The sequence below is a fragment of the Micromonospora zhanjiangensis genome (genome assembly GCF_042650605.1).
GTDB classification, from domain to species: Bacteria; Actinomycetota; Actinomycetes; order Mycobacteriales; family Micromonosporaceae; genus Micromonospora_J; species Micromonospora_J zhanjiangensis.
The window spans coordinates 1-12,902 of record NZ_JBHSBN010000029.1; the positions used below are offsets into that span (position 1 = coordinate 1).

The window sequence follows — 12,902 nt, forward strand, 5'->3', positions numbered from 1 at the left end:
CGGACGTCGGGTAGACACGGAAGGTATAACGAAGCTGCACGTACAACAGTGTACAGAAATGTACGATGTCTGCCATGACCGACACGAACGAGATCAGCGTTGCCGAGCTGCGGAAGAACCTGGCCGAAGTCTTGAACGATGCCGCCGTTCAGGGCAAGACCTTCTACGTGACCCGCAATGGCCGCCGGATCGCCGCCATCGTGCCGGTTCCCGTGGCCGAGCAAAGTGAGCAGGCGCGAGGTTAAGGCACTGCTCGGGCCTAGCGGCCCTCCCAGCGCGGGCCTCCACCCCCGACCTGAAGGCCGGAGCACTGGCCCGCATTCCGGTAGCAGGCCAGCAGGGTGCGGTAGCGGGCGGCCAGCGGGTCCCGGGTCATGCCGGTCCCCCGTCGGCGAGCAGGTTGCCGCGGCGCAGCCGGGCGGCCGCGGCCGTCGCGTTCCGCCGCAGCCGGTCCACCTCGGCGGCGAGCCGTTCGGCGCCGGCACCGGTGAGCCGGTAGTAGCGGCGCAACCGAGACTGGACGACCTCCTCGCGGTCCACCTCCACCAGCCCTTCCTCGCGGAGCCGGTCGAGGACGGAGTACAGGGTGCCGGCACGCAGCCGGACCCGCCCGTCGGAGATGCGTCGCACGTCCTCCAGCACGCCGTAACCGTGCTGCGGCTTGTCCGCCAGAGCGGTCAGGATCAGGAACGTCGGTTCCCGAAGCGCCTCAGTCATGCGCCGACCATATACCGTTTAGCGGTATATGCAAGAGGAAAGACGCACGGGACCGCCAGCGCATCCTCGGTGAAGGTGGTGGTGTCGGACGGGTCAGCGGCCGAGGGTCGGACCGGCGAGCGCGCCCGCGCCCTTGCCGGCCAGGCAGCGGTAGGTCCGCTCGCCGCCGGCCGCCGCCTCGGGCGTCGGCGGCAGCACCTCGAACTTCCACTCCGCACCGGCGGCGAGCCCGGTGGTCTGCGTGAACGTCCCGGCGGCGCAGACCAGGCGCACCGCGGGTTCGGCCTTGACGGTTTGGTAGTCGTCGACGGTGGTGGCGGCCGGCAGGTCGCCCAGCGCGTAGCTCTCCCAGGTGTGCCGGCCCGCGCACGGCACCCGGTCCGCCGAGGCGTGCGTGCCGCGCACCCGTACCGGGCCGAAGCACTCCAACTCGGTGGGGCAGCGACCGTCGCCCGGCAACCTGCCGCGGCAGCCGGGCAGCGCGATCCCGCCGGACGGGACCGGCGTGCCGGTCGTGGCCGTGCCGCGGGTTTCCGGCGTCGGCCCGTCACCGGGGTGCCGACCGGCGTACCACGATCCGGCGCCGACCGCGACCAGCAGCGCCACGGCCCCGAGCCCGCCGAGGAACCAGGGCAGCCGTGGACCACGACGGCGCCTGGGCACGGTGGGGTTGTGGTCGGCGGGGACGTCGTGGTCCGCGGCGGGCCGCCGGGGCGCCGGTGGGCTGACGGTCGCGGCCGGACCGAGCGGTACGGCGGCGAGCCGGTCGCGCAACTCCTCGGCCGTCGGCCGGGCGGCGGGGTCGTTGGCCATCCCGTCCCGCAGCACGTCGACCAGCGCGGTTGGCACCCCCGGCAGCTCCGGGATCGGCCGGCCGAACAGCTCCATCAGGGCGAGCAGGCTGGGATTGCGGTCGGCCTGCCAGCGCGGCGGCTTGCCCTGCATGATCGCGTAGAGGGTGGCGCACAGCGCGTACACGTCGACGGCCGGGGTGGGCGGGTCGTGCCGGAACATCTCCGGCGGCGCGTAGGCCGGGGTGAGCACGTCCGTGGTCACCGTCGAATCCCGCGCCTCGACCAGCACGGCCAGCCCGAAGTCGGCAAGTACCGCGGAGTTGAAGTGCGAGTGCAGGATGTTCGCCGGCTTGACGTCCCGGTGCAACACCCCGGCGGCGTGGGCGTGCGCCAACGCGTCGGCGATCTTGACACCCACGTCCCGCGCCTCGACGGGCCCGAGCGGCGAGGTACGCATGCGTTCGGCGTACGAGCCGTCGCACAGTTCCATGATCAGGTACGGGTGCCGGTCCGGCAGCACCCCGGCGTCGAACAGGTCGACCACGTGCGGGTGCGACGACATCCGGCCGGCCGCGCGGGCCTCCCGCAGGAACCGTTCCTGGTCCCGCTCGCTGTCCAGCGCCCGATTCTCGATCTTGACTGCGACGTCCCGGCCGACGGACTGCTGCACCGCGCGGTAGACGGTGGCGTAACCACCTCGGGCAAATACCTCAAAATCCGTCAGACCGGGCACTGCGGGCAGGGGCAGCGGGCCTGGCGGGTTGTCCGTCACGCTCTGAAAATACCTGTGCGTTCCGACCGGTCGGTGCCCCCTATCGCCTCCGGCCCGTGGCCGGGACCCCCGAGGGGGTTGCCGACGGCACCGACGCGGCGTCGGCGGACCGCCGCCGGTCGATCCAGAGCGCCACCCCGGTGGCCACCGCCCCGAGCCCTTCCCACGCCGCCACGCCGAAGAACCGGCCGGGGGCGGTGCCGGCGATCACCAGCACCGTGAAGACGGTGAAGGTCAACAACCGGAAGACCACGGTGAACCGGTAGAACGGCCGCCACTCGGTGGCCACCGCCACCAGGTAGTAGACGCCCATGTTGAACGACGCCATCGAGGAGGCGGTGACGAACGTCCGGGTGTAGTCACCCGCCGCCCGGTCGGCCGGCTCCAGCACCGGAAACCCGAGCATGGCCAGCGACGCCTCGGGCCGGATCAGCCCGACGGCACCCAGCACCAGGGCCAGTACGCCGAAGACGGCCATCGTCCAGCCGGCGACGGAACGGGGTAGCAGCCTCATCCGCGACGATCCTCACCACCGGGGTCCTCGGCGTCCACCGTGGACCGGGAGGACCTACGCTAGCGGGCCGGCGGGCAACGCGGAATCGTCGAGGCCGGCCAGGCCCGTCGTCCGGTCCGCGGGTCCTTCCGGGCTGGACCGGGCGGACGGGATTCCCGGCCCGGTCCACCCCACGGCAGCACCCACCCCGGCCAGCTCGTCGGCGCCGTCGGGACCGTCATCCGCCGTGGCCGGTGTGGCGCAGGCCTCCGCGGCGGCTCGCGGCCCGCCGGTCAGCCGGGCGAGCAGCAGGTCCGCGCCGACCCGCTCGCTGGCCTGCTGGGTCGAGTACGCCAACCGCACCGCCTCCCGGGCCGCGGCCAGCGCCTCCTCCTGCTGCCCGCACGCGGCCAGCACCTCGGCCAGCACCTCGGCCGCGACGACGTGGCTGCGGACGTCCTCGGCCGGCGCGTCGGCCGCCTCCCGGGCCCAGCGCAGCGCCTCGTCGAGTCGCCCCTGGGCGAGCAGCGCCGTGGCGTACCGGGCCACCGCCTGCCGGCGGGAGAACAACAGCGACGGCGCGCCGCCGGCCTCGGCCACCGGGCCGAGCAGTTCCACGGCGGTGTCCGGGTCGCCGGCGGCCAGCCGGGCCATCGCCAGCAGCACCCGCGGCGCGACCTGGGCCGGGGCCAGCGGGTTGTGCTGCTCCACCGCGGCCAGCACCGCCCGCGCGTCGGCCTCGGCGGTGGCGTGGTCCCCGCCGTCCAGGGCCACGAAGCCGCGCATCGTGCCGGCCATGCCGGTCAGCAGCGGGTGGCTGATCCGGTCCGCGTACGACAACGCGTCGGTGAGTAGGTCCCTGGCGTGCTCCGGCTCGCCCAGTCCGCGCGCCACCACCCCGCGTACGACCAGCGAGAACCCCCGCCCCCAGTCGTCCGCCGCGGCGGCGAAGTCCCGGTACGCCCGGCGCGCCTCCCGGTCGGCCTCGGCCAGTTCGCCCTGCTCGGCCGCGGCGAACGCCTCGACGGCGCGCAACGTGCCCACCGCCCACGACTCGCCGACCCGTTCGCCGAACGGCAGGAAGACCCGGGCCAGTCGACGGGCCTCGCGCAACCGCCCGGCCAGCAACCGGGTGAACGCGGTGGTGCCGCGCATCCAGGCCCGACCGACCGGGTCGCCGAGTTCGGCGAAAAGCCGGGCCGCCCGGCCGAGCACCGCGTCGGCCCCGGCGAAGTCGCCCCGGGTGGTGGTCACCCAGGCCAAGTTCTGCAACGACCAGGCCTGCCCGCGGCGGTCACCGGAGGCGCGACTGATCTGGTACGCCCCGGCGAACAGGCTGCTCGCCTCGGCCAGCCGCCCGCCGACGAAGTCGGCCATCCCGAGCCGGCGCATCGCCGAGGCGCGCAGCCCCGGCACGTCGGCGTCGGTGGCCACCTGCAACGCCTCCCGCCACACGGTCTCCGCCCGCCGGTGCTCACCCAGCGCCTGGTACGCCTGCCCGGCCACCAGCAGCGCGCCGGCCCGGGCGGCCACGTCGTCGCCCGCGTTGGCGCCGATCTTCTCGGCGAAGGCGAGCGCGTCGGCCGTCCGGCCCACCTGCAACAGCGCCCGGGCGTGCACCAGGCGGTCCGCGCCGGAGACCGCGCCGCCGGCCAGGGTGGCGGCCCGTTCGGCGTACTCGACGGCCAGGGCCGGTTCACCGGCGGCGATCGACCGGCGGGCGGAGCGGTTCAGCGCGGCGACGCCGAGCGGCAGCACGGTCCGGGCCGGCGCGTCGGGACGTACCCCGACCGCGTCGGCCAGCCGGGCGGCCCGCTCGACGTGCTCGGCCACGAAGACGTCGCGGACCGACTCCGGCATGCCGGCCGGTCCGCGGGCGGGCTTGTCGGCCCGGACCGGCAGCCCCGCGTCGGTCGGCGGCGCGGCCCACTGGGCCAGCGCCGCGTGCCGTTCGGCCAGGTCGGCCTTGCCCACCCCGGCGTACGCGGCCTCACGCATCAACGGGGTGGCGAAGAAGTAGCCGTCCCGGGCCCGGTGCAGCATCCGGCGTTGCAGCAGTTCCTCGACGGCGCGTTCGAGTTCGACCGCGGCCACCGCCGCCGGGCGGCCATCGGCACCGGCCCGCCGTTGCCGCAGCGCCTCCAGGGTGCCGGCGGGTACGGTGTCGCCGACCACCGCCGCGTCCCGGAGCACCGAGCGGGCCTCGGCCGGCAACGCGTCGATCCGGGCGGCGAGCACCGCCGCCAGGTCCCGGGAGAGCAGCCGGCTGCCCAGCGAGCCGGGCACCAGCCGCCAGGGCACCGGGCCGGAGGCGCCCGGACCGCCGCCGGACGGCTGGCCCGGCATGGTGGTCAGGGCGCCGCGCTCGATCAGCAGGGTCACCAGCTCGGCGAGGTAGAACGGGTTTCCCTGGGCGGTGGCCAGCAGCCGGTCGGCGTCGCTCTGCGGCAGTTTGCCGCCGCCGAGATAGCTGCTGAGCAGCCGGGCCGAGTCGGCACCGCGCAGGGGCGGGAGCGGGTAGACCTCGGCGTCGGCGACCCGGGTGAAGGCACCCGCGGTGTGGACGAGTTCGGGCCGGCCGAGCAGCACCCCGAGCACCGGCCCGGACAGCCGGGACAGGGTCCGGCCGAGCGCCTCGACGGTCTCCGGGGTGGCGTCCTGCAGGTCGTCGACGATGATCACCAGCGGGATCTCGGCGGCGAGCGCGCTGAGCAGCTCGGCGACCGCCGTCGGGACGGCGTCCGCGTCCGGCGCCGGACCGCTGGCCGGCCACTCGGTGGTGTCGCCGGAGACGCCGTGGGTGGCCGGCAGTTCGGTGTAGCCGAGCAGGGCGAGCAGCAGCTCGGTGGCGATCGGCGGTGGCTTCGGTCGGACCCGGGCCAGCCGCTGACCGAGCCGGCGCAGCCGTTCCTCCACCACCGGGCGGGTCATCGCGGTGGCCGAGTCGCTGGGCAGGCCGACCGCGGCCCGGACCAGATCGGCCAGCGGCGCGAGCTTGCGTCGTTCGCCGTACGCGACGCAGCGGACCGAGAACACCCGGGCACCGGTGTGGGTCGCGTACCGGCTGGTGCCGACGTCGTGCCCGGCGGCCAGCCGTTCCACCTCGGCGGCGAACCGGGACTTGCCGATCCCCGCCTCGGCGGTCATCAGCAGCACCCGCGGGTCGCCGCTGTCGATGACCTCGGCGAGCCGGCTGGCCACCCGGCCGATCTCGGTCTCCCGGCCGATGAAGGGTGCCTCGTCGCCCAGTCCGGACCGGGTGCCGGGCGCGTCCAGCAGGCCCAGCAACTCGTACGCCTCGACCGGCTCGCGCTTGCCCTTGAGCCGCAGCGGCCGCAACTGCCGCCAGGAGGCCACCCGGCGGGTGGCCGCGGCGGTGGTCGCGCCGGCGTAGACGGCGCCGATGGCGGCGGCGTCGGCGAGCCGCGCGGCGGTGTTCACGGTGTCCCCGATGACCGTGTACTCGATGGCGGCCTGGATGCCGGCGACCACGGCGCCGGTGTTCAGGCCGACCCGCAGGCCGAGCGGCGCCCCGCCGCCCCGCTCGTCGTCGAGCACCCGGCGGACCGCCCGCTGCATGGACAGCGCGGCCCGGACCGCGCGTTCGGCGTCGTCCTCGTGCGCCACCGGGGCGCCGAAGACGGCCATGATCCCGTCGCCGGTGAGCTTGTCCACGTGCCCGCCGAAGGTCTTGACCGCGCCGGCCAGGGCGGCGAGCACCCGGTCGGTGACCGCGCCGACCCGCTCCGGGTCGAGATCCTCCGACCACGAGGTGAAATCGGACAGATCGCCGAAGAGAACGGTGACCACCCGCCGTTCGGCGGCAGGCAGGGTCGCCGCGGCGGGCAGCGCGGCGCCACAGTTGTGGCAGAACCGCGCACCCGGCACGGCGACGGTTCCACACACCGGACAGGTCACGGTGAGTCCAACCACACGGACCCCGGGCCGGATTCCCGGTCGTCGCGTTCCAGATACGCGAGTTGGGCCCGGACCGACCACTCGGCCGCCGGCCAGAGGGCCCGGTCCACGTCTGCGTAGACGGCGGCGACCACCTCGGGCGCGTCCCGGGCACCCGCGGCCACCGCCGCGCGGACCTGGTCGAGCCGGGCCCGCCGGTGGGCCAGGTAGAACCGGGCCGCCGCGGCGCAGTCGGCCAGCGCCGGGCCGTGCCCGGGCAGCGCCGGCACCCCGTCGTACGCCGAGAGCAGGTCGAGGCTGTCCAGGTAGTCACCGAGATCGCCGTCCGGGTGGGCGACCACGGTGGTGCCCCGGCCGAGGATGGTGTCCCCCGTGAAGATCACCTGCTCGCCGTCCCGTTCCACCAGGAAACAGGCCGAATCGGAGGTGTGTCCCGGAGTGGCCAGGACGGTGATCTCGAACCCGCCCACCAGCAGCATGTTGCCGCCGGCCAGCGGGTCCGTCGCGGACTGGTACGCCGGCACCAGCCCGCGGACCTGACCACCGGTGGCGGCGGCCAGGTCCGGTACGCCGTCGATGTGGTCCGGGTGTCCGTGGGTCACCAGGATCAACGCACTCGGCGATCGCCGGGCCGCCTCGGCCAGGTGTCCCGGCTCGGCCGGTCCGGGGTCCACGACCACCCCGGCCGGCCGGCCCGGCTCGCCCAGCAGCCAGGTGTTGGTGCCGTCCAGGGTCATCGGGCCCGGGTTGTTCGCCCGCAGCAGCCGTACCCAGTCCGGCAGTTGGTCGGCCAGCGCCGCCGCCGGCGCGGTCAGGTGACCGGTCATGGCCTCGATCGTACGACCAGCCGGTGACGGATCCGCGAACGTACGTGGTCAGCCGACCTCGACGATGACCTCCACCTCGACCGGGGCACCCAGCGGCAACTCGGAGACGCCGACGGCGCTGCGGGCGTGCCGGCCGGCCTCGCCGAACACCTCGCCGAAGAACTCGGAGGCCCCGTTGATCACGCCCGGCTGGCCGGTGAAGCCGTCGGCCGAGGCGACGAACCCGGTCACCTTGACTATCTTGACGACCTGCTCCAGGCCGACCAGCGAGTCGATCACGGCCAGCGCGTTCAGCGCGCACTGCCGGGCCAGGTCCTTGGCCTGGTCGACGGAGACGCCCGCGCCGACCTTGCCGGTGGCCAGCAGCTTGCCCTCGACGATCGGAAGCTGCCCGGACACGTACACGTGCCGACCGGACTGCACCGCCGGTACGTAGGCCGCCAGCGGCGGCACCAAATCGGGCAGGGTGAGCCCGAGTTCCGCCAACTTCGCGTGCGGTCCGGTCACGACTTGACCCGTTTCAGGTACGCGACGAGCTGCTCCGGGTTGGGGCCCGGTACGACGGCGACGAGTTCCCACCCGTCCTCGCCCCAGTTGTCGAGGATCTGCTTGGTCGCGTGCACCAGCAACGGCACCGTCGCGTACTCCCACTTCTGCATCGGCCCAGCCTAAAGGACTGGTGCCGGGTGGCCGCCCAGCACTCGCGCGACCCGACTCACGGTCGTGGCCGGGGCAGCGCCACGGCACCGTTCTCCGCGTCCGGATCCGGCTGCCCGCACGGGCCGTCGTGGGCGTACCGCCGGCTGCACCGGGACCGGTCGGGCAGCAGCAGGTCGCAGAACACCCGGATCCGGTTGTTCTGGTCGTCGACTGTCGACACCGTCGTCTCGCCGGGGTCCACCTCGACCAGGAAGGCCAGCGAGCCGGCCACGGTGTAGGCCAGCCGGGTCGCCGCCTCGACGTCACCGACCCGGACCGGCAAATGGATGACGTACCCGGGGTCCTCCTCCGACGGCGGTGCGACGGTCCGCACCCCGGCCCGGGACGACGGCCGGAACGGCCCGGCCGGGTCGGTGACCTGCCAGTAGACCCGCTCGTTGAGCGGGAGGGTGCCGACCGGTGGCACCGGGTGACCGACCTCGGCCTCCAACGCGGCACCCGGTTGTCGGCGGGGCAGCCGCGGGCCCTGGGGGCGGAAATGGGAACGCGCGGAGTTGTCGGTGTTGTCGCGCATGACGGGCCTCCGAGGCTCTGACGATCCGTGACGCCGCGCCGCCGCCGGCGCTCCGCGCCCGGCCCCCGAGGAGCGGGCTCAGGCGAACTGTAGGGACAAGCCTCCAAAATGACAACAGAACGCGCCGAAGCGGTGACTTTCCGTCATCCGATCGGCGAGTACGAGGCTGCGCCTTCATGAGCATCAGCGCTTTTCCCGCATGACACGCCGGACCAACGACAGCTTCACAACTGATGCTCTTGACGCCCGTCTGCGGCAGAACGATCGGTTGTCACAACCTGAGTACTCTCCTATCGCGATACCCGATCGGCATAGTGCCCGCTGGGCAAGGAGTGACCGTCGATGCGTAACCCTCTCGCAGCCCAACGACGCCTGGGCGCCGCCCTTCTCGATCTCCGTACCGGCCGCGGCTGGTCACACGCCGAACTCGGCCGGCGCGCCGGCGTGTCCACGTCGGTCATCTCCCGCATCGAGAATCCGTACAACGAGATCGGGCGCCGGCCGTCCGAGGCCGCCGTGTTGATGCTGCTCGACGCCTTGGACGTACGCGACCCCGACCGACGGGCGGAGATCGAGCAACTGGCCCAGCGCGCTGCCATCCGCGGCTGGTGGGACTGGCCCCGCTACGCCCGGATGGGCGCAGGCCAGGAGCAGTACGCCATCGTCGAGGCCGGCGCCACCAGCATCGACGAATACGGGGCGATGAACCTTCCCGGCCTGGTCCAGACCGCTTCGTACGCCCGCCACCGCGTGCTGCTCGGCCCCGGCACGGCCGACGTGGACCCGGACGCGATCGTCGCCGGCCGACTGGGCCGCCAACGAGTTCTCGACGACCCGGCCACCCGCTACCGGCTCGTCGTCGAGGAACAGGCCATCCGGCGCCCACCGGTTCCGCCGACGGTCATGCGTGAACAGTTGGAGCACCTGCTTGCCCTGACGGAGCGACCGAACGTCAGCGTGCACGTCATCCCGGTCGACGCGGCACTCACCGCAGGCCCGGTGCCGACCGCGCCGTTCAGTCATCTGAGCTACCCCGACCCGAAGGATCCGGAGATCGCCATCGTCGACAACGTCAACCGGGCATTGCTCGTCACCGACGACGAGAATGTGAAGGGATATGCGCATCTGCACCAGCGGCTGCGCGATGCCGCCTCGTCCGCGTCGGACAGCGCGACGACGATCAAGAAGGCTGCCACGTCGCTGGCCGCCGTGAGTTGATCCGGAGGGAACAGATGCCCGACTCGTTCATCAACACCACCCACCCGACGTTCACCGCTTGGCGGAAGTCGACCCGGTCGCAGGGCACCGGCAACTGCCTCTACGTCTCGGAGTCCGACGGCTCCGTGGCGGTCGCCGACGGCAAGGCCGGCCCGGCCGGACCTGTTCAGGTCTTCGACCGCGCCGCGTTCGCCGCATTCCTTCATGCCGTCAAGTCGGCAGCCTTCCGCTCCTGAACTGCAAGTTCCACACAGAAGGGTCAGCGCGTACGCGCTGGCCCTTCTTGCTGTCCTCACTTTCAGTGATGGCCTTGTGACCTTGAGGGGTGAGTGTCATTCTGGGGCGATACCAAGTCGGAATCCACCCAGATTCGAGGTAACACAGCACGGTCTTCCGCCGGCACCGGCGAAAGGCCGCGGTGTTGCCGCAAGCAGGGCGCGGTGGCCCCCACCGCCGCGCCCCCGGACCGGCCCGGCGGCGCGGTCTCTCGACCCGAGGGAGCAGGCAACGCGCCGCCGGGCCCCCACTCAGGAGGACCCACAGATGCGCATCAGACCAGTCCGAACCCTGTGGCGACGTTGGCGGCACGAACGCCGGGAACGCATCGCCGACCTGGTATGGCAGGCCGGGCTGACCCGCGAAGAAGAGCGGATCCGCCAGCAGGTCGTCGCCGCCCTGGAAGAACACGAGCGGACCCGCCGCTGCCGGGACGCGTCATGACCACGTTTACGGCCGAACCGATCTCCACGCACGACCTCGCCGCCACCGCGAACACCACCGTCGACCAACACTGGCAACGACCCGGCACCACCTGGAAACCGGCCTGCGCCGACTGCACCCACGACGGATGCCCACGACTGGAATCAGCCCACCGGTTCCTGGACCAACTCACCGCACTGGCCCTGTCATCGTGAGCGACCCGTCAACCGTGCACGCCCAACTCGTCCAAGCCGCCAAGAAAATGATCACGGACCACTGGCCCGGACCGGACGGTTGCCCCATCTGCAAGGTCCACAACTGCGACGCCAAGGCGACGGCCTACCGCTACCTTGAGGAACACGCCGGCCCCGCACCCGCACCGATCATCCTGGCGGACCCACGATGACCCCCGACCAACTACACCGCGGCCGGATCCTCTACTGGACCGTGCTGATACTCCTGGCCGCACTGGTCGTGGTCGGCGCTGTTAGATCAACATGACCAGGTGGGCCCCTTGCGGTCGGCCTGCCTCACCTGGTTACGTTCCCGGCGGGCGGAACACGTTACGTATGCTGTTTCGTCACCCCCGATGACGTCCGTCCCGCTCGTTCCTCCGGGTGACGAGTCGGTACGGAAACGCCCCACCCCAGGGAGAACGAGTGACCGAACCGCCCACCAGCGGCGCAGCTCAGTCTTCGAGTGATCGACCCGGGTTCACCCCGCCAGGGCTGTCCGACCGGCCGCGGCCGCCGGCTCGCCGGCGCGGACCCGTGATCGTGTCGATCGTGCTGGGCGTGGTGGTGCTGCTCTGCGGTGGGGGCGGTCTCGCGGCCTTCCTGTTCCTGTCCGACGGCGAGAGCGGCGAGGGCGCGCCCGAGCCGGTGGCCGCCGTCGACAGCTTCCTGACTGCCGTCTACGTCGACAAGGACCCGGCCAAGGCCGCCGGGCTGGTCTGCTCCGAGGCCCGGGACGACCAGAAGCTGACCCGCAAGGTGGACGAGGTGAAGGGCTACGCCACAAAGTACCGGTCGCCGCGCTTCCGGTGGACCACCCCGAAGGTCGACGACCAGAACTCCGAACGCGCGCGGGTCTCCGTCACGTTGACCATGACGACCGCGGACGAGAAGACCACGGACCAGTCGCTCACCTTCGTCGTGGTGCGCAAGACCGGCTGGTGGGTGTGCGACGTCGGACCGGCCGGCTAGCTGGTTACGCTCGTAGCGTGCGAGCAGGTGAGGGATCAGACGGCCGGGCCGGTGCCGCGTGGCCGGCCCGGCTGCACGTCGTCACCGGCAAGGGCGGCACCGGCAAGACGACGGTCGCCGCGGCGCTGGCGCTGGCCCTGGCGGGCGACGGGCGGCGGGTCCTGCTGGTCGAGGTGGAGGGGCGACAGGGCATCGCCCAGCTGTTCGGCACCGATCCGCTGCCGTACGCCGAACGCCCGATCGCCACGACGGCGGCCGGCGGCGAGGTGCGCGCCTTGGCGGTGGACGCCGAGGAGGCCCTGCTCGAATACCTTGACATGTTCTACAAGCTCGGCGCGGCCGGCAAGGCGCTGCGCAAGTTCGGGGCGATCGACTTCGCCACCACCATCGCACCCGGCCTGCGCGACGTCCTGCTGACCGGAAAGGTCAAGGAGGCCACCACCCGGACCGCCGACCGCCGCCGGGTGTACGACGCGGTGGTGCTGGACGCCCCGCCCACCGGCCGGATCGGTCGCTTCCTGAACGTCACGGCCGAGGCCGCCCGGCTGGCCAAGGTCGGCCCGATCAAGAACCAGAGCGAGGGTGTGGCCGCGCTGCTGCGCTCGCCGATCACCGCGGTGCACGTGGTGACGCTGCTGGAGGAGATGCCGGTCCAGGAGACGCTGGACGCGATCGGTGAGCTCACCGCGCTGCGCATCCCGGTCGGTCGGGTGATCGTCAACGGGGCACGCCCGCCGCAGCCGGCCGGCCGGATCACCCAGCCGGAGCTGCGCCGCGGGTTGGCCGCCGCCGGCCTGCCCACCGACCGGGCGACCGTGTCCGGCCTGCACACGGAGGCCCGGGACCAGTTGGTCCGGCGGGCGCTCGAGGAGTCCCTGCGGGCCGACCTGGCCGAGCTCGGGCTGCCCCAGGTCGAGTTGCCGCTGCTGCCGGAAGGGATGGACCGGGCCGGCCTAAACGCCCTGGCCGGCCTGCTGGCCGCCGCCGACTGAGCCGTCCGTACCCCGGGTGGAACGCCGACTGAC

Annotated in this window: 15 protein-coding genes and 1 pseudogene; 8 read left to right on the top strand and 8 right to left on the bottom strand. The window is 72.9% G+C overall.

Going from position 1 to position 12,902, the window contains the following annotated elements; all coding sequences use genetic code 11:
* The first annotated feature begins 74 nt into the window (after nucleotides 1-74).
* Nucleotides 75-245 carry a type II toxin-antitoxin system Phd/YefM family antitoxin gene (locus tag ACFOX0_RS28200; RefSeq protein WP_377542503.1) on the top strand — a complete coding sequence of 57 codons (171 nt, stop codon included), beginning with the start codon at nucleotides 75-77 and terminating at the stop codon, nucleotides 243-245.
* 127 nt (nucleotides 246-372) lie between these two features.
* On the opposite strand, the gene ACFOX0_RS28205 is transcribed toward ACFOX0_RS28200, so the two are convergent.
* The 8 genes and pseudogenes from ACFOX0_RS28205 to ACFOX0_RS28240 form a co-directional block, all read right to left on the bottom strand.
* Nucleotides 373-717 carry a PadR family transcriptional regulator gene (locus ACFOX0_RS28205; RefSeq protein WP_377551674.1) on the bottom strand — a complete coding sequence of 115 codons (345 nt, stop codon included), beginning with the start codon at nucleotides 715-717 and terminating at the stop codon, nucleotides 373-375.
* A 93-nt stretch (nucleotides 718-810) separates the two neighbouring features.
* Nucleotides 811-2,283, bottom strand: a complete 1,473-nt coding sequence (locus tag ACFOX0_RS28210) for a serine/threonine-protein kinase (RefSeq protein WP_377551677.1) — start codon at nucleotides 2,281-2,283, stop codon at nucleotides 811-813.
* A 40-nt stretch (nucleotides 2,284-2,323) separates the two neighbouring features.
* On the bottom strand, nucleotides 2,324-2,797 hold the full coding sequence (locus tag ACFOX0_RS28215) for a hypothetical protein (RefSeq protein ID WP_377551680.1): 474 nt from the start codon (nucleotides 2,795-2,797) through the stop codon (nucleotides 2,324-2,326).
* Nucleotides 2,798-3,070: 273 nt separating this feature from the next.
* A pseudogene (locus ACFOX0_RS28220) lies at nucleotides 3,071-6,694 on the bottom strand (tetratricopeptide repeat protein); the annotation flags it as partial.
* On the bottom strand, nucleotides 6,691-7,521 hold the full coding sequence (locus ACFOX0_RS28225; RefSeq protein WP_377551685.1) for an MBL fold metallo-hydrolase: 831 nt from the start codon (nucleotides 7,519-7,521) through the stop codon (nucleotides 6,691-6,693). The gene ACFOX0_RS28225 and the pseudogene ACFOX0_RS28220, both read right to left, overlap by 4 nt.
* Nucleotides 7,522-7,569: 48 nt before the next feature.
* Complete coding sequence (locus ACFOX0_RS28230; protein WP_377551687.1) at nucleotides 7,570-8,028, bottom strand: RidA family protein; 459 nt, start codon at nucleotides 8,026-8,028, stop codon at nucleotides 7,570-7,572.
* Nucleotides 8,025-8,180, bottom strand: a complete 156-nt coding sequence (locus tag ACFOX0_RS28235; protein ID WP_347651448.1) for a hypothetical protein — start codon at nucleotides 8,178-8,180, stop codon at nucleotides 8,025-8,027. Before ACFOX0_RS28235 ends, ACFOX0_RS28230 begins: the two co-directional genes overlap by 4 nt.
* A 56-nt stretch (nucleotides 8,181-8,236) precedes the next feature.
* On the bottom strand, nucleotides 8,237-8,755 hold the full coding sequence (locus ACFOX0_RS28240; protein ID WP_377551689.1) for a hypothetical protein: 519 nt from the start codon (nucleotides 8,753-8,755) through the stop codon (nucleotides 8,237-8,239).
* A 342-nt stretch (nucleotides 8,756-9,097) separates the two neighbouring features.
* Here ACFOX0_RS28240 and ACFOX0_RS28245 point away from each other — a divergent pair, with 342 nt between their 5' ends.
* The 7 genes from ACFOX0_RS28245 (at nucleotide 9,098) to ACFOX0_RS28275 (ending at nucleotide 12,869) form a co-directional block, all read left to right on the top strand.
* On the top strand, nucleotides 9,098-9,973 hold the full coding sequence (locus tag ACFOX0_RS28245) for a helix-turn-helix domain-containing protein (protein ID WP_377551692.1): 876 nt from the start codon (nucleotides 9,098-9,100) through the stop codon (nucleotides 9,971-9,973).
* 14 nt (nucleotides 9,974-9,987) lie between these two features.
* Complete coding sequence (locus ACFOX0_RS28250) at nucleotides 9,988-10,209, top strand: DUF397 domain-containing protein (RefSeq protein ID WP_377551695.1); 222 nt, start codon at nucleotides 9,988-9,990, stop codon at nucleotides 10,207-10,209.
* A 307-nt stretch (nucleotides 10,210-10,516) separates the two neighbouring features.
* Nucleotides 10,517-10,693: a hypothetical protein gene (locus tag ACFOX0_RS28255; protein ID WP_377551697.1), complete on the top strand. Its 177-nt coding sequence runs from the start codon at nucleotides 10,517-10,519 to the stop codon at nucleotides 10,691-10,693.
* On the top strand, nucleotides 10,690-10,887 hold the full coding sequence (locus tag ACFOX0_RS28260) for a hypothetical protein (RefSeq protein ID WP_377551699.1): 198 nt from the start codon (nucleotides 10,690-10,692) through the stop codon (nucleotides 10,885-10,887). Before ACFOX0_RS28255 ends, ACFOX0_RS28260 begins: the two co-directional genes overlap by 4 nt.
* A complete protein-coding gene (locus tag ACFOX0_RS28265) occupies nucleotides 10,884-11,078 on the top strand; it encodes a hypothetical protein (protein WP_377551701.1) in 195 nt (64 codons plus the stop codon). Before ACFOX0_RS28260 ends, ACFOX0_RS28265 begins: the two co-directional genes overlap by 4 nt.
* A gap of 364 nt (nucleotides 11,079-11,442) precedes the next feature.
* Entirely contained in the window at nucleotides 11,443-11,877 is a 435-nt protein-coding gene (locus ACFOX0_RS28270) for an Rv0361 family membrane protein (protein ID WP_449288872.1), read from the top strand.
* 17 nt (nucleotides 11,878-11,894) lie between these two features.
* On the top strand, nucleotides 11,895-12,869 hold the full coding sequence (locus ACFOX0_RS28275) for an ArsA-related P-loop ATPase (protein ID WP_377551706.1): 975 nt from the start codon (nucleotides 11,895-11,897) through the stop codon (nucleotides 12,867-12,869).
* Nucleotides 12,870-12,902 lie beyond the last annotated feature (33 nt).